Annotated in this window: 14 protein-coding genes; 4 read left to right on the forward strand and 10 right to left on the reverse strand. The window is 72.0% G+C overall.

Annotation, left to right across the window (positions count from 1 at the left end; genetic code table 11):
* Positions 1-74: 74 nt before the first annotated feature.
* From tpiA to uvrC, 8 genes are all read right to left on the reverse strand, one after another.
* Complete coding sequence (gene tpiA, locus E1269_RS20090) at positions 75-860, reverse strand: triose-phosphate isomerase (protein ID WP_131897812.1); 786 nt, start codon at positions 858-860, stop codon at positions 75-77.
* A gap of 3 nt (positions 861-863) precedes the next feature.
* The gene (locus tag E1269_RS20095) at positions 864-2069 is read right to left on the reverse strand and encodes a phosphoglycerate kinase (protein WP_131897814.1); all 1206 of its coding nucleotides are present in this window, start codon (positions 2067-2069) and stop codon (positions 864-866) included.
* Positions 2070-2074: 5 nt separating this feature from the next.
* Entirely contained in the window at positions 2075-3079 is a 1005-nt protein-coding gene (gene gap, locus E1269_RS20100) for a type I glyceraldehyde-3-phosphate dehydrogenase (RefSeq protein WP_131897816.1), read from the reverse strand.
* A gap of 167 nt (positions 3080-3246) precedes the next feature.
* Positions 3247-4056, reverse strand: a complete 810-nt coding sequence (locus E1269_RS20105; RefSeq protein ID WP_131897818.1) for an aminoacyl-tRNA hydrolase — start codon at positions 4054-4056, stop codon at positions 3247-3249.
* A complete protein-coding gene (whiA, locus tag E1269_RS20110; RefSeq protein ID WP_131897820.1) occupies positions 4053-5033 on the reverse strand; it encodes a DNA-binding protein WhiA in 981 nt (326 codons plus the stop codon). Before whiA ends, E1269_RS20105 begins: the two co-directional genes overlap by 4 nt.
* A gap of 119 nt (positions 5034-5152) precedes the next feature.
* Positions 5153-6166 (reverse strand): gluconeogenesis factor YvcK family protein, encoded by a 1014-nt coding sequence (locus E1269_RS20115; protein ID WP_131897822.1) that lies wholly within the window; start codon positions 6164-6166, stop codon positions 5153-5155.
* Complete coding sequence (gene rapZ, locus E1269_RS20120; protein ID WP_131897824.1) at positions 6163-7056, reverse strand: RNase adapter RapZ; 894 nt, start codon at positions 7054-7056, stop codon at positions 6163-6165. Before rapZ ends, E1269_RS20115 begins: the two co-directional genes overlap by 4 nt.
* 49 nt (positions 7057-7105) lie before the next feature.
* Positions 7106-9061, reverse strand: a complete 1956-nt coding sequence (gene uvrC, locus E1269_RS20125; protein WP_131897826.1) for an excinuclease ABC subunit UvrC — start codon at positions 9059-9061, stop codon at positions 7106-7108.
* A 221-nt stretch (positions 9062-9282) separates the two neighbouring features.
* Here uvrC and E1269_RS20130 point away from each other — a divergent pair, with 221 nt between their 5' ends.
* From E1269_RS20130 to E1269_RS20145, 4 genes are all read left to right on the forward strand, one after another.
* Positions 9283-10089, forward strand: coding sequence for a mechanosensitive ion channel family protein (locus E1269_RS20130; RefSeq protein WP_131897828.1), 807 nt, complete (start codon positions 9283-9285; stop codon positions 10087-10089).
* Between the two features lie 165 nt (positions 10090-10254).
* Positions 10255-10998, forward strand: coding sequence for a response regulator transcription factor (locus E1269_RS20135; RefSeq protein WP_131897830.1), 744 nt, complete (start codon positions 10255-10257; stop codon positions 10996-10998).
* Position 10999: 1 nt separating this feature from the next.
* Positions 11000-11866 carry a sensor histidine kinase gene (locus E1269_RS20140; RefSeq protein WP_131897832.1) on the forward strand — a complete coding sequence of 289 codons (867 nt, stop codon included), beginning with the start codon at positions 11000-11002 and terminating at the stop codon, positions 11864-11866.
* A gap of 165 nt (positions 11867-12031) precedes the next feature.
* Positions 12032-12880, forward strand: a complete 849-nt coding sequence (locus E1269_RS20145; RefSeq protein ID WP_131897834.1) for a DUF3060 domain-containing protein — start codon at positions 12032-12034, stop codon at positions 12878-12880.
* Positions 12881-12946: 66 nt separating this feature from the next.
* On the opposite strand, the gene E1269_RS20150 is transcribed toward E1269_RS20145, so the two are convergent.
* Together E1269_RS20150 and uvrA are read right to left on the reverse strand one after the other, a co-directional pair.
* Entirely contained in the window at positions 12947-13567 is a 621-nt protein-coding gene (locus E1269_RS20150; protein WP_203433918.1) for a Rieske (2Fe-2S) protein, read from the reverse strand.
* 44 nt (positions 13568-13611) lie between these two features.
* The gene (gene uvrA, locus E1269_RS20155; protein WP_131897836.1) at positions 13612-16476 is read right to left on the reverse strand and encodes an excinuclease ABC subunit UvrA; all 2865 of its coding nucleotides are present in this window, start codon (positions 16474-16476) and stop codon (positions 13612-13614) included.
* Positions 16477-16595: the final 119 nt, after the last annotated feature.

Consider the following 16595-nt stretch of genomic DNA (forward strand, 5'->3'; position numbering starts at 1 on the left):
CCAAGACTACGCGTTCGAGCCTGTCGTGCCGAATGTTACCCCGCCCCGGCGCGGGCGCCGGGGCGGGTGATCGCTCACGGGTTTCGGTGGTACCGGGCTATCAGCGCGAACTCCTGCGCGTCCAGGCTCGCGCCGCCGACGAGGGCGCCGTCGACGTCGGTCCGCTCCATGATCGGCTTGATGTTCGAGGACTTCACCGAGCCGCCGTAGAGCACCCGGACGGCCTTCGCGACCTCGGCGTCGTACAGCTTGCCGAGCCGCTCGCGGATGGCCGCGGCCATCTCCTGCGCGTCGTCCGGGGTGGCCACCTCGCCGGTGCCGATGGCCCACACCGGCTCGTACGCGACGACGACGGTGGCCGCCTGCTGCGCCGTCAGCCCGTCCAGGCCACCGTCCAGCTGGGCCAGCGTGTGCTCGACATGACGGCCCTCCTGCCGGACCTCCAGCGGCTCGCCGATGCACAGGATGGGGGCCAGCTCGTGCTCGAGAGCCGCCTTCACCTTCGCGTTGACCAGCGCGTCGTCCTCGTGGTGGTACTGCCGCCGCTCGGAGTGGCCGGCGACGGCGTACGTGCAGCCCAGCTTCGCCAGCTGTGCACCGGAGATCTCGCCCGTGTAGGCGCCGGCGACGTGCTGGGAGAGGTCCTGCGCGCCGTAGCCGATGTTGAGCTTGTCCGCGTCGACGAGGGTCTGCACCGAGCGGATGTGGGTGAACGGCGGGAGCACCACCACCTCGACCTTCTCGAGGTCGTCGTCGGTGAGGGAGAAGGCGAGCTTCTGCACCAGCGCGATGGCCTCGAGGTGGGTGAGGTTCATCTTCCAGTTGCCGGCCATCAGCGGCCGGCGCGCGGTGGTCGCCATGGGTCAGTCCTCCAGCACCGTGAGGCCGGGCAGTTTCTTGCCCTCCAGCAGCTCCAGCGACGCCCCGCCGCCGGTCGAGATGTGCGTGAACGCGCCCTCGTCAAGCCCGAGCTGGCGCACCGCGGCCGCGGAGTCACCGCCGCCGACGACACTGGTGCCGTCGACCAGAGAGGATATGGCCACCGCGACCTCTCGCGTGCCGCCGGCGAACGGTGTCAGCTCGAACACGCCCATCGGGCCGTTCCATACCACCGTCTTCGCGTCGGCCAGGTTGCCGCGGAACAGCTCGATCGTGGCCGGGCCGATGTCGAGGCCCTTCTGGTCGGCCGGGATGGCCGACGCGGGCACGACGGAGGTCTGCGCGTCCGCGCTGATCTCGGCCGCTACGACGACGTCGACCGGGAGCACCAGCTCGACACCTCGATCCGCCGCGCGCTCGATGTAGCCGCGCACGGTGTCGATCTGGTCGCGCTCGAGCAGCGACCCACCGACCTCGTAGCCCTGAGCGGCCAGGAACGTGAACGCCATCCCGCCACCGATGAGCAGCCGGTCGACCTTGTCCAGCAGGTTGTCGATGACGCCCAGCTTGTCCGAGACCTTCGACCCGCCGAGGACGACGACGTACGGCCGCTCGGGCTCGTCGAGCACCTTCGAGAACGCCCGCACCTCGGCCAGCACCAGCTGACCGGCCGCGTGCGGCAGCAGCGTGGCGACGTCGTACACGCTGGCCTGCTTGCGGTGCACGACACCGAACCCGTCGGACACGAACACGTCCGCGAGTTCGGCCAGCTCACGCGCGAACGCCTCGCGCTCGGCGTCGTCCTTGCTGGTCTCCCGCGCGTCGAAGCGCAGGTTCTCGAGTAGGGCGACGTCGCCGTCGTTCAGCGAGGCGACGGTCTTGCGGGCGCTCTCGCCGACGGTGTCGGTGGCGAAGGCGACCTCGGCGCCGAGCAGCTCGGACAGCCGCTTGGCCACCGGGGCGAGGGAGTACCTGGCGTCCGGCGAGCCCTTCGGCCGGCCCAGGTGGGCGACGACGACGACGCGCGCGCCGGCGTCGCGCAGGGCCTGGACGGTCGGGACGGAGGCGCGGATGCGGCCGTCGTCCGTTATCACGGAGTCACCGGCCTCGCCTTCCAACGGCACGTTGAGGTCTGAGCGCAGGAGCACCCGCTTGCCGCGCGGGTCCCCCAGCTCGTCGATACCCTTCATCGCGCTCAGAGCGAGTTGCCGACGTAGCGGACCAGGTCCACCAGCCGGTTGGAGTAGCCCCACTCGTTGTCGTACCAGCCGACCGCCTTCACCTGGTTGCCGATGACCCTGGTCAGGCCGGCGTCGAAGATGCACGACGACGGGTCGGTGACGATGTCGCTGGACACGATCTCGTCCTCGGTGTAGCGCAGGTAGCCGGCCAGTGCGCCCTCAGCGGCGGCCTTGAAGGCGCCGTTGACCTCCTCGACGCTGACCTCGCGGCTCACCGCGACGGTCAGGTCCGTGGCCGAGCCGGTCGGCGTGGGCACCCGGATGGCGTACCCGTCGAGCTTGCCCTTGAGCTCAGGCAGCACCAGGCCGATGGACTTGGCCGCACCGCTGCTGGTCGGCACCAGGTTGACGGCGGCGGCCCGGGCCCGGCGCAGGTCCTTGTGCGGCCCGTCCTGCAGGTTCTGGTCGGCGGTGTAGGCGTGGATGGTGGTCATGAAGCCGCGTTCGATGCCGAACGAGTCGTTGAGCACCTTGGCCATGGGCGCCAGGCAGTTGGTGGTGCACGACGCGTTGGAGATGATCGTGTGTGCGGCGGGGTCGTACTCGTTCTCGTTGACCCCCAGCACGACGGTGACGTCCTCGTTCTTCGCCGGGGCGGAGATGACGACCTTCTGCGCCCCGCCGTCGACGTGGGCCTTCGCCTTGGTGGCGTCGGTGAAGAAGCCGGTGGACTCCAGCACGACGTCGGCGCCGAGGTCCTTCCACGGCAGCTGAGCGGGATCGCGCTCGCTGAGCACCTTGATGGTCTGGCCGCCGGCGCTGATGGAGTCGCTGTCGTAGCTGACGTCGGCGAGCGTGCCGAGGATGGAGTCGAACTTGAACAGGTGCGCGAGGGTCTTGGTGTCGGTGAGGTCGTTGGCGCCGACGATCTGGATGTCGTCACGGCCCTGCGCGATCACCGCGCGGGCGAAGTTGCGCCCGATCCGGCCGAAGCCGTTGATGCCAACACGAACGGTCATCGGAAGTTGCTCCTTCACGGTTCAGGGTGTGTAGCTCGGTGGCGGCCGAGGCAGTGGGCGCCGGGGCCGCGTCGTCGCGGCCGAGGCCGCCGATCGGTCGTCCCACCCCGTCGTGGTGACCCAACGGAAACATTAGGGCATCGCTGCCGGAAACATCTGCCTGCCCGTCACCACCATGCTAAAGCCGTCGTCGTACCCGGTTCGACCTCGGTCAGTCCCCCGTCGCGCACGACGACGCGCGCCCGCGCCGTGGCCGCCGCCCACTCGTGCGGGCGCACCGGGGCGAGCCGGGTCACGAACCGGCCGGCGGCCCACGCACGGCGCCGGCCGGCGGGCATGGCGTGCCAGGCCAGCTGCGCGGCGTGCCCGACCTGAGCGGCCGCCTTCCCGGCGGTCATGGTGACGGTCGGGTTGACGGCGACGACGAGCGCCGCGGGTTCCACCGCCGCGAACTCGACCACCGCGGCTGCGGGACCGGCTGCCGTGGGTTCGGTGACGGCGTCGGGCTCGTCGGCGACCTCGGTACCGCCGACCTGCAGCTTGCGGACGGCGTCCGGCAGGGCGTCGACGGGTCCGGGCACCAGCGCGCGCACCCGCGCGGCACCGTGCTCGACGCTGACACCCGGCACGTCGGCCGTCCGCCGCCAGCCGATGCCGCGGGCGCGCCGGACCACCTTGCGGATCCAGCCGTCCTCGTACTGCCGCAGCGCCGCCACCCAGGCGGGGTCGGCGTCGTCGGCGTATCCGGCGTCGATCAACCCGGCGACGGCGGCGGCGACGGCTTCGAACAGCTCGGACCGGGTGGGCGGCTCGCCCTCCGGCGACCCCGACCGAGGCAGGTGGACGACGATCTGCATCGCCCAGCCGGAATCCGGCTCCTCCGCGGCCGCACCGCCACGCGCCGTCGCGCCCACCGCGTCCGCCGCGTCCGCCGCCTCCGCCGTACCCGGTTCGGCGCCCGGGTCGGGCAGCGTCACGGCGCCAGCATCTCCGGGGTGAGGCTCGCCTCGGTGTCGGGGACGCCTTCATCGGCCGCCTTGCGGTCGGCCATCGCGAGCAGCCGGCGGATGCGGCCGGCGACGGCGTCCTTCGTCATCGGCGGATCGGAGAGCTGACCGAGCTCCTCGAGGCTGGCCTGCTTGTTCTCCAGGCGCAGCAGCCCGGCCGAGCGCAGGTGGTCGGGGACGTCGTCGCCGAGGATCTCCAGCGCCCGCTCGACCCGGGCACCCGCGGCGACGGCGGCTCGGGCGGAGCGACGCAGGTTGGCGTCGTCGAAGTTGGCCAGCCGGTTCGCCGTGGCGCGCACCTCGCGGCGCATCCGGCGCTCCTCCCAGGCCAGCACGCTGTCGTGGGCGCCGAGCCGGGTGAGCAGTGCGCCGATGGCGTCGCCGTCGCGCACGACCACCCGGTCGGTGCCGCGCACGTCGCGCGCCTTGGCCTGGATCTCCAGCCGCCGGGCCGCGCCGACCAGCGCCAGCGCCGCCTCCGGGCCGGGGCAGGTGACCTCGAGCGCGGACGACCGGCCGGGCTCGGTGAGCGAACCGTGCGCGAGGAACGCGCCGCGCCAAGCGGCCTCGGCGTCGTGGTCGGCGCCGTTGACCACCTGCGGCGGCAGCCCGCGGACGGGCCGGCCGCTGCCGTCGATCAGTCCGGTCTGGCGCGCCAGCCGCTCGCCGTCGCGAACCACCCGCACGACGTAGCGGCTGCCCTTGCGCAACCCCCCGGCAGAGACGACAGCAACGTCGCTCTCGTGGCCGAACACCTCCGCAATGTCACGCCGCAACCTGCGGGCCGCGACCCCCGTATCCAGCTCGGCCTCGATGACGATCTTCCCGCTGACGATGTGCAGGCCGCCGCCGAAGCGCAACAGCGACGACACCTCGGCCTTGCGGCAGCACGTCTTGGTCACCTCGAGGCGAGCCAGCTCGTCCTTCACGGATGCTGTCATCGCCATGCGCTCGATCCTGCCACACTACGGACCCGCCGGCGGCCGGCTCTCAACCGTCGCCCATGATCATCAACGGTTGGCGACGTCACAGCGTCGCCAACCCTTGATGATCATGGAAAACGCGGTCAGCGCCAGGGGCCGATGCCGCCCCGGCCCAGGGTGTCGGCGAACGCGCGGCCCAGCCGGTCGGGGTCGTGCCGCGCGGTGCCGTCGCCGACCGCGACGTCGGTGACGACCAGCTCGGCGCCCATCTCGCCGGCGATCCGGCGCAGCAGCTTCTCGTCGCGGCACGCCGACCGCTCGGCGATGACGAGGTCGATGCGCAGGTCGGGCGCGTACACGCCGAGCACCTCCAGGTGCATCTCAGGGGTGAAGCCGGTGGTCTCGCCGCCCTCCTCGGAGATGTTGAGCGTGACCGCCCGCCGCGCCGGCGCGGACACCAACGCGTCGCGCAGCTCCGGTACCAGCAGGTGCGGCACGACGCTGCTGAACCACGAGCCCGGCCCGAGCACGATCCAGTCGGCGTCGGCGATGGCGTCCAGCGCCTCCGGGCAGGCCGGCGGGCTCTCCGGGACCAGGCGGACCGCGACGATGTCGCCGTCGACGGTGGCCACCGCGTGCTGGCCGGAGACGGTGGTGATCTCGCGCGGGGCGCCCGGACGGCCGGGCCGGCCGACCAGCGCCTCGATGTTCAGTGGCAGCAGCGACATGGGCAGCACCCGACCCTGGGCGCCGAGCAGCCGGCCCACCCAGTCCAGGCCCTCGACGTGCCCGCCCAGCAGCTCCCACAGTGCCACGATGAGCAGGTTGCCGGCGGCGTGGTTGTGCAGCTCGCCGCCGCTGGCGAACCGGTGCTGGAGCACCCGCGCCCAGGTGCGCCCCCAGTCGTCGTCGCCGCACAGCGCCGCCAGCGCCATCCGCAGGTCGCCAGGGGGCAGCACTCCCAGCTCGGAGCGCAGCCGCCCGCTGGACCCGCCGTCGTCGGCGACGGTGACGACGGCCGTCAGCCGCCCCGCCATGCGGCGCAGCGCCGCCAGCGACGCCGCCAGCCCGTGCCCGCCGCCGAGCGCGACCACCTTGGGGCCGGCCAGCCGGGGAGCCGTGCCGCGCCGGGCCGGGACCGGTGGCAGCGCGGTCATTCCCGGCCGAGGTCCCGATGCACGACGAGGGTCTCGATGCCCTGTTTGCGCAGCCGCTGGGCCAGCGCCTCCGTCATCGCGACACTGCGGTGCTTGCCGCCGGTGCAGCCGATGCCGAGCGTCACGAACCGCTTGCCCTCTCGCAGGTACCCCTGCGAGACCATCTCGACCAGCTCGCTGTAGTGGTCGAGGAACTCCTCCGCGCCGGGCTGGGCCAGGACGTAGTCGCTGACCTCGACGTCGGTGCCGTTCTGCACGCGCAGGTGCGGCACCCAGTGCGGGTTGGGCAGGAACCTCATGTCGGCGACCATGTCAGCGTCCACCGGGAGACCGTACTTGAAGCCGAACGAGACGACGATGGCCCGCAGCCCCACTTCCGGCCCGGAGAACGCGGCCCGGACCCGGGCGCCCAGCTCGTGCACGTTCAGCAGCGAGGTGTCGACGACGACGTCTGCGGCCACCCGCAGCGACGCCAGCTCCTCGCGCTCGCGCTCGATGGCCTCCAGGACCCGGCCACCGGCCTGCAGCGGGTGCGGGCGGCGGGCGGACTCGAACCGGCGGACCAGTGCCTCGTCGCTGGCCTCCAGGAACAGCACCGTCGGGCGGATGCCCTGCTCGCCCAGGAGGTCCAGCGCGCCGCGCAGCTCGGAGAAGAACACGCCTCCCCGGACGTCGGCGACGACGGCGACCCGGCGCAGGTCGGTGCGCGTGGTGACGGTGGTGACGAGGTCCATGAGCAGCGACGGCGGGAGGTTGTCGACCACGAACCAGCCGATGTCGTCGAGTGCCGCGGTGGCGGCCGTCTTGCCGGCGCCGGACATCCCGGTGACGAGCAGGAGCTCCAGCCTGTCGGTGGTCTGCGCCTCGGACGACCGGCCCTGGTCGTTCATCGTTACCCATCCCCCTCGTGCGTTGCGAGTCGGCACCAACCGGTGCTGATCATGATTCGAGCACCTCACCGGTGGCGGTGTTCACGGCCGGTGCCGCCGGCCGTGCGGCCAGCGCGTCCACCACCGCCTGCGCCGTCGCAGGACCGAAGCCGGGGACCTCCGCGATCTGCTCCATGGTCGCAGCTCGGAGCCGTTTCAGCGAACCGAACCTGGTCATCAGGGCCTTGCGCCGGGCGGGCCCCAGACCGGGCACGCCGTCGAGCAGGCTGTCGACCATGGAGGTGGACCGGCGCTGCCGGTGGAACGTGATGGCGAAGCGGTGCGCCTCGTCGCGGACCCGCTGCAGCAGGTACAGGCCCTCGCTGGTCCGAGGCATGATCACCGGGTGGTCGGAGTCGGGCGGCCACACCTCCTCCAGGCGCTTGGCCAGCCCGACGACGGGGATGTCACTCACCCCCGCCTCGTCCATGGCCTGCCGAGCGGCGTTGACCTGCGGCTGCCCGCCGTCGACGACGACCAGCCCGGGCGCGTAGGCGAACTTGCGCGGCCTACCAGTGTCGGGATCGATGCGCGGCCGGGACGGGTCGACGGTGGCCTCGTCGGCCTCCTGCAGCCGGCGGAACCGCCGGGTCAGCACCTCGCGGATGGCCGCGACGTCGTCGGTGCCCTGCTCACCGCGGATGGTGAACTTTCGGTACTCGCTCTTGCGCGGCAGCCCGTCCTCGAACACCACCATCGAGCCGACGACCTCGGTGCCGGCCAGGTTGGAGATGTCGTAGCACTCGATGCGCAGCGGCGGCTCGTCCAGCTCCAGGGCGTCCTGGATCTCCCCCAGCGCCCGGCTGCGGGTGGTGAGGTCGCTGGCCCGCTTGGTCTTGTGCAGGTTGAGCGCTTGGGCGGCGTTGGCGGCAACGGTCTGCAGGAGCGCGCGCTTGTCGCCGCGCTGCGGGACCCGCAGGTCGACCCGGCCGCCCTTGAGCTCGGTGAGCAGCTCGTGCAGGGCCTGCGCCTCGTCGGGATCGTCGGGCAGCGCCGGCACCAGGATCTCCCGCGGCACCGCCTCGCCGCCCAGCTCGCCGTAGAGCTGCAGCAGGAACCGCTCGACCAGCTCGCCGGCCGGCGCGTCGTCGGCCTTGTCGGCCACCCAGCCGCGCTGGCCGCGGATGCGCCCGCCGCGCACGTAGAACACCTGGACGGCCACCTCGAGCGGGTCGTCGGCGAGGGCGACGACGTCGGCGTCGGTGCCGTCGCCGAGGACGACTGCGTTGGCCTCCATGGCCCGTTCGAGCGCGGCCAGGTCGTCGCGCAGCCGGGCCGCCCGCTCGAAGTCGAGCTCGGCCGCGGCCGCCTTCATCTCCCGCTCCAGCCGCCTGACGTACCCCGCCGTACGCCCCTCGAGGAACGCGACGAGGTCGTCGGCGATGACGCGGTGTTCGTCGGCGTCGACCCGGCCCACGCACGGCGCTGAGCACTTGCCGATGTAGCCCAGCAGGCACGGCCGGCCGATCTGCCGCGACCGGTTGAACACGCCCTTGGAGCAGCTGCGGACCGGGAACACTCGCAGCAGCTGGTCGAGCGTCTCGCGGATGGCCCAGGCGTGTGCGTACGGGCCGAAGTAGCGCACGCCGCGCTTCTTCGCCCCGCGCATGACCATGGCGCGCGGGTACTCCTCGTTCAGGGTGACCGCGAGGTACGGGTACGACTTGTCGTCGCGGTAGCGGACGTTGAAGCGCGGGTCGAACTCCTTGATCCAGGAGTACTCCAGCTGCAGCGCCTCGACCTCGGTGCGCACGACCGTCCACTCGACCTTGGCCGCCGTGGTGACCATGGCCAGCGTCCGCGGGTGCAGCGCGGACAGATCCTGGAAGTACGACGACAGCCGCGCCCGCAAGCTCTTGGCCTTGCCAACGTAGATGACGCGGCCGCTGGAGTCGCTGAAGCGGTACACCCCGGGCTCGACCGGGATCGACCCCGGGGCCGGGCGGTACGTCGACGGATCGGCCACGCTGACAACCCTATGCCGGGCCACCGACGGCGTCCTGACGGCCCGCCGCGCACGGCTCACCCGATTCGTGCCGCCCGACGGATGCCGACCATGTGCCCCCATGTGCCGACAATTCCGCCGGCCGCATTCGAGGAAAGCGCGGGGCAAATCGGAATTCCACTGATCGGCACGCCGGCCGGAACTATCTTCGGGGGCACGCGGAATACCGGTAGGAGGCATCGATGCCGACAAACATCAGAACCGACAACTTCATCGACCAACTCGGTGACTCGTTCACCGATCTCGGCACCGACGTCGGTGAGTTCGTGCCGCGGCTGGTCGTCGCGCTCCTCCTGCTGCTGGTCGGGCATTGGGTCGCCAAACTCATCCGCCGGCTGCTCACGGCCGGGCTGGAGAAGGTGGGCGCCGGCCGGCTGACCGAGGCGGCCGGGCTGGAGAACACGCTGCGACAGGCCGGGACGTCCGGCGTGGCGTTGATCGGCCAGGTCGTCTATTTCCTCATCTTCATCATTTTCGTGCAGATCGCCGCGGAAGTGCTGGAGATCGATGAGCTGACATCCATGCTGAATCTGCTCATCGCTTATCTGCCGCTCGTCGCGGTTGCATTGTTGGTGTTGTTCGTGGCCGCCGCGATCGCGAATTGGGCCGCCGGTGTCGTCCGGCCGTTCGCCGAGAGCCGGAACATGGGCTGGGTCAGCACGACGGTACGGGTCGGCGTCCTGGTGGTCGGTGTCCTGGCCGCGTTCGACACCCTCAACTTCGCACCGTCGGTCACGTCGAAGGTGGAGAACACGCTGCTGCAGTACCTGCCGCTGTCGATCCTGGCCGCCGGCACCATCGCGTTCGGCGTGGGCGGCATCAAGACCGCGCAGGAGTGGTGGCGGAAGGTCGCGCCGCGCCCCACTGACCGTCCGCCCATGGGTTCCAGCGCGGCAGCCGCGACGTCCAGCGGTTACCCGTCGCCGTCGTCGGACCCCGGTGACGTCCCACCCACGGAGCCGCCGGCCGACCCGCGGCCTGGGCTCTGACCCCCACCGCACGCCGCTGCCACCAGTCGCAGCGGATGAGACGCCGCCCCACGGCCCCGTCACCCGGCCGGCCACCGGTTCACCCCGTTCGCCGACCGGCCGGGTGACGGTCCACCCTCGCGGATTCGCCGAGCGGCCGGCCCGCGCCCGGTACGCTGCCGGACCGTGGCGCATCACTCCCAGGCCCGGCAGCGCCCGTTGGTGCTGCTCGCAGACGACGAGCCCGACGTGCTCGGCGCCGTCGGGCCGTTCCTGACCCGCAGCGGCTTCGACGTCATCACCGCCGCGGACGGCCTGCTGGCGCTCGACGAGGTCGACCGGCACGAGCCCGACCTGTGCGTGCTGGACGTGCTCATGCCCGGCGCCGACGGCCGCGAGGTGCTGCGCCGGCTGCGCCAGCGCGACGACTGGGTCCCCGTCCTGCTGCTCACCCAGGTCGGCGAGGCGGTGGAACGGGCGATGGCGCTGGAGGAAGGTGCCGACGACTACCTCAACAAGCCCTTCGACCCGCATGAGCTGGTCGCCCGGATCCGCGCGGTGCTGCGCCGCACCGGCGGCGGGCGGCAGCCGCTGGCCACGGCGGCGGAGCTGAGCAGCGGAACCCTCCGGCTGGACCGGGTGGCGCGACGGGCCTGGCTCGGCACCCGTGAGCTGACGCTCACGCCGAAGGCGCTCACGCTGCTGGAGTACCTCATGACGCATCCGGACGAGGCGCTGTCGCGGCAGCGGCTGCTCGAGGTGCTCTGGGGCTTCGACGACGCGGTCGGGACCCGCGCCGTGGACAACCGGATCGCCGAGCTGCGCCGGGCACTGGGCGACGACGCGGCCGACCCGACGTGGATCGACACCGTGCCCGGCTCCGGATACCGGTTCGGCGCTGAGGTGTCGACGCCGCCGAGGACGGGGTGACATGGACCAGACACTCGTCGTCACCACGTCACTCGCCGGGGCGATCGGCCTGGCCGCACTCACCGCGGCGCTGATCGCCGGCGTCGTCGTGCTCACCACGCGGGCGCACCGCCGTGCGCTCGAGCACGCGCGGGCAGCCGCGCGGGCTGAGGCGGCCGAGGCCGCCGCCGCGTCCCGGGCGCGGCTGCTGATCCGTCTCGACCACGAGCTCAAGAACCCGCTGACGGCGCTGCGGACGGCAGCCGCGTCCGCCCAGCAGCTCCTGGCCGGTGAGGAGCGGTCCGCCGAGGTCGAGCAGGCGGTCGCCACGATCGGCGGCTCCTCGCGCCGCATCGCCCGGCTCCTCGCCGACCTGCGCAAGCTCGCCGACGTGGAGACCCGGGAGATCGACCGGCGCCCGGTCGACCTAGCCGCGCTGCTGGAGCTGGTGGTCGACGACGCCCGCACCGCGCCCGGCGCCGAGGACCGGATGTTCACGACCTCGGTGCCGCGCGCGCCGTGGCCACTTCCCCAGGTCCGCGGCGACGAGGACCTCCTGCACACGGCGCTGCTCAACCTGGTGACCAACGCCGTCAAGTACTCCGCCGACGGCGACACCATCGAGGTGCGCGCCAGCGAGGAGGCCGGCGCCTGGGTGGCGATCGAGGTCGCCGACACCGGCCGCGGCATCGCCGAGGACGACCAGCGGGTGGTGTGGGACGAGCTGTCGCGGGGCAGCGACGTGCGGTCCATCCCCGGCAGCGGCATGGGGCTCGCCCTGGTGAAGGCGATCGCGCTGCGCCACGACGGCCGGGTGGAGCTGCGCAGCCGGCCACGCGAGGGCACGTCGGTGCGGGTGCTCATCCCGGCGATCGGCCCCGCCCGGTGACCGTGGTCGTCCCGGGTGTCACCGGACCGGTGCGCGGTGTCGCGAACCTGCGACATCGCCGGGACCGCTGCGACGCGGCGCCTCCCTAGCGTCGGGAGCACGATCAAGCGCTCGGCGCCCCGACGAGGTCGCACCGGCGCGCCGACCACCCGAAAGGTGAAGACCATGACGAGCTCCACGACCCGCCGCACCGCCGTCGCCGTCGCGCTGGCCGGCTTCCTCGCGCTCGGTGCCTGCTCCGCCGAGCTGCGCGACGACGCGGACACCGTCGCCACCCAGGAGGACGCCGGCACCGACAGCACCGGCCCGGACGACGCCGCCACCGACCAGCCGTCGGACGAGCCGGCCGACGAGCCGGCAGACGAGTCCGAGGCGTCCGACCAGCCGTCCGAGGACAGCGACAGCACGGGGGACGTGTCCGCCTTCGACCCGGACCCGGTCCTCGACGGCCTCACGATCAAGGCACTGCCCGACAGCGGCGAGATCCAGGCCGTCGGGGCCTTCGACTGCGGCGGCCAGCCGGTGACCGTCTCGGCGGCGGTGGACCCGGCCATCCTGGTCGGCGACTGTCCGGAGGTGACGATCACCGCCTCCGGCGCCCGGGTGTTCCTCGACTCCGAGGTGCCGGCCGACCTCGTCGTCGCCGCGGACGACACCGAGGTGCTGACCGGCCGGAGCGGGAGCGTCCAGGTGGACGGCAACGCCAACGCCCTCGGCTTCGGTCCCGCCGACACGGTCGAGGTGGCCGGCACGGACAACCGGGTCGCGTTCAGCCGAGCCCAGAGCGTGGCGGTCCCGGCCGGCGCCACCGGTAACCAAATCATCTTCCTGGAGTCCGGCGGCATCACCGTCGACGGCGACGCGAACGCGCTCGGCTACGGTGGCGGCCCCGCCCCGGCCGACAACGGCGCTGACAACCAGTTCGCCAGCGGCGACGAGGTCGGCGAGGCCGTCACCGAGGAGCTCACCACCCTGCAGGAGCAGTTCGAGGAGCTCGCCGCCGCGCTGCGCTGACCGGCCACCACGTCATTGATCATGATCGCTCGCGGTCGGTGGGAGACCGCGAGCGACCATGACGTTTCAGCTGGCGAAGATCTCGTCGCCCTGGACGACGATGGCCACCGGCTCCAAGGGCTGCTCGGCAGGGCCCTGCTGCACCGACCCGTCGGCCACCGAGTACTGGCTGCCGTGGCACGTGCAGGTGATGAGGCCGTCGGCGACCTCGGTGACCGCGCAACCCTGGTGGGTGCACGTGCTGCTGAACGCCACGAACTGGCCGGTCGCCGGCTGTGTCACCACCACTCCGGCGCCGTCCAGGATGACCCCGCCGCCCACCGGGACCTCCGCCGTCGTCGTCAGTGCCTCCGCTGCCGGGGGCTCCGCCGGCGGCGTGCTCAGGGTCTCGGCCGGGGTGCTCGGCGTCTGCGCGGGCTCCGACGGCGTGGAGGGCGAGCTCGGCTCGGCGGAGTCGGCCGGCGCGCCCCCGCTGGCGTCGGAGTCGGAGTCGCCGCCGCAGGCCGCGAGCAGGCCGGCCACCCCGACCGCGCCCATGCCCATCAGGGCGGCCCGCCGGCCGACGCACCGGTGACAGCTCGCGTGGCCGGCGCCCGGCCCTGCCGCAGGGTCCGCGGCTCGGTCGACCCCGGCAGCGGCGGAGCCGGGGGCCGGGCTATGGACGTGATCGCGCAGACGGGTCTCCATGACTTCTTTCTACGTGCCGATGGCTCGGATGGATTGCGTCCACGTCACACTCCGAGGATGTCGCGGAGGAAGGCGCCGGTGTGCGAGCCCTCGACCTTGGCGACGTCCTCCGGCGTACCGGTGGCCACCACCGTGCCGCCGCCGGTGCCGCCCTCCGGGCCCATGTCGACGATCCAGTCGGCGGTCTTGACGACGTCGAGGTTGTGCTCGATGACGACGACGGTGTTGCCCTTGTCGACCAGCCCCTGCAGGACGCCGATGAGCTTGCGGATGTCCTCGAAATGCAGGCCGGTGGTGGGCTCGTCGAGCACGTAGAACGTCCGTCCGGTCGACCGGCGCTGCAGCTCGGCGGCGAGCTTGACCCGCTGCGCCTCGCCGCCGGACAACGTCGGCGCCGGCTGGCCCAGCCGCACGTAGCCCAGGCCGACCTCGGTGAGGGTGCGCAGGTGCCGCGCGATCCGCTCCACCGGCGCGAAGAACTCGACCGCCTCCTCGATGGGCATGTCGAGCACCTCGGAGATGGTCTTGCCCTTGTAGTGGACCTCCAGCGTCTCGCGGTTGTACCGGGCGCCGTGACACACCTCGCACGGCACGTACACGTCGGGCAGGAAGTTCATCTCGATCTTGATGGTGCCGTCGCCGCTGCACGCCTCGCAGCGGCCGCCCTTGACGTTGAACGAGAACCGGCCCGGCTGATAACCGCGGACCTTCGCCTCCTGCGTGTCGGCGAACAACTTGCGGATGTTGTCGAACACGCCGGTGTACGTGGCCGGGTTGCTGCGCGGCGTGCGGCCGATGGGCGACTGGTCGACGTGCACGACTTTGTCGACCAGAGCCATGCCTTCGATGCGTCGGTGCCGGCCGGGCACCGCCCGCGCGTTGTAGATCTCCTTCGCCAGCGACGTGTAGAGGATGTCGTTGACCAGCGTGGACTTGCCCGACCCGCTGACGCCGGTGACGGCGACGAAGCAGCCGAGCGGGAAGCTGACCGTGAGGTCGCGCAGGTTGTTGGCGCGCGCCCCGACGACGGTGATGGTGCGGTCCTTGGCAGGTGGCCGGCGCACGGCCGGGACGTCGATGCGACGCTTCCCGGACAGGTACGCGCCGGTCAGCGAGCCCTCCTCGGCGATGAGGTCGTCGACGGTGCCGCTGACCACCACCTGGCCGCCGTGCTCGCCGGCGCCCGGGCCGATGTCGACCACCCAGTCTGCGACCCGGATGGTGTCCTCGTCGTGCTCCACGACGATCAGCGTGTTGCCGAGGTCGCGCAGCCGGACCAGAGTCTCGATCAGCCGGTGGTTGTCGCGCTGGTGCAGCCCGATGGACGGCTCGTCGAGCACGTAGAGCACCCCGACCAGGCCGGAACCGATCTGCGTCGCCAGCCGGATGCGCTGCGCCTCGCCGCCGGCCAGCGTGGCCGAGGCACGGTCGAGGCTCAGGTAGTCGAGGCCGACATCGACGAGGAACTGCAGCCGCTCGTTGACCTCCTTGAGCACGCGCGCGGCGATCTGCTCCTCGCGCTCGGACAGCCGGAGGGTGCGCAGGAACCGCGCGCACTCACCGATGGGCAGCGCCGCGACATCGGCGATGCTCCGACCGCCGACGGTGACCGCGAGCACCACCGGCTTGAGGCGGGTGCCGCGGCAGGCCGGGCAGGGGACCTCGCGCATGAAGCCCTCGAACCGCTCCCGGCTGGCGTCGGACTCCGCCTCGGCGTATCGGCGGCGCACCCACGGCACGACACCCTCGTAGCTGGTGTAGTACGAGCGCTCGCGACCGTAGCGGTTGCGGTAGCGCACGTGCACCTGCTCGGGGAACCCCTGCAGCAGCGCCTGCCGGGCCTTCTTCGGCAGCGACTCGAACGGCACGTCCGTACGGAAGCCCATGGAGTCGGCCAGCGCCGTGATCAGCCGGTCGAAGTACTCCGACGTGCTGCCCGGCGCCCACGGTGCCAGCGCGCCGGCGTCGAGACTCGCCGACGGGTCGGGCACCACCAGCTCCTCGTCCACCTCCATGCGGGTGCCGAGACCGGCGCACTCCGGGCACGCCCCGAACGGTGAGTTGAACGAGAACGACCGGGGCTCCAGCTCCTCGAACGACAGCTCGTCGTACGGGCAGTACAGGTGCTCGGAGTAGACCCGCTCGCGGTGCTCGTCGTCCTCAGCCAGGTCGACGAAGTCCAGCGTGACCAGCCCGCCGGACAGCCGAAGCGCCGTCTCGACGGAGTCGGTGAGCCGCCGCTTGGCCGACTCCTTGACCGCCAGCCGGTCGACCACCACCTCGATGGTGTGCTTCTCCTGCTTCTTGAGCTTGGGCACGTCGGTGAGCTGGTACACCACGCCGTCTACCCGAGCCCGCGAGTATCCCTGCGACGACAGGGTGCGGAAGAGGTCGGCGTACTCGCCCTTGCGTGCCCGCACAACCGGGGCGAGCACCTGGAACCGGGAGCCCTCCTCCAGCCCGAGCACCTGGTCGACGATGGACTGCGGGGTCTGCCGGCCGATCGGCCGGCCGCACTCCGGGCAGTGCGGGCGACCGGCGCGTGCGTACAGCAGCCGCAGGTAGTCGTAGACCTCGGTGATGGTGCCGACGGTGGACCGCGGGTTGCGCGACGTCGACTTCTGGTCGATCGAGACCGCCGGGGACAGACCTTCGATGAAGTCGACGTCCGGTTTGTCCATTTGGCCCAGGAACTGGCGGGCGTACGCGGACAACGACTCGACGTAGCGCCGCTGGCCCTCGGCGAAGATGGTGTCGAAGGCCAGGCTGGACTTCCCCGACCCGGACAGGCCGGTGAACACGATCAGCGCGTCACGCGGCAGGTCGAGGGAGACGTCTTTGAGGTTGTGCTCCCGGGCGCCTCGGACGACCAGGCGGTCGCTGGCGCTGGCGGCGGTTCGTTCGGTCATGAGACCCCGTGGACTCCGGTATCGGCGATGTGGCGGTGGACAGACGTACGGTTCGAGCATCGTAGGCCTAGGGTCCGACAAGGTCGGCGTCTCGACGACGGTGGCTGGCCGGAGAACGC

Source organism: Jiangella asiatica (assembly GCF_004349065.1).
Taxonomy (GTDB): Bacteria; Actinomycetota; Actinomycetes; order Jiangellales; family Jiangellaceae; genus Jiangella; species Jiangella asiatica.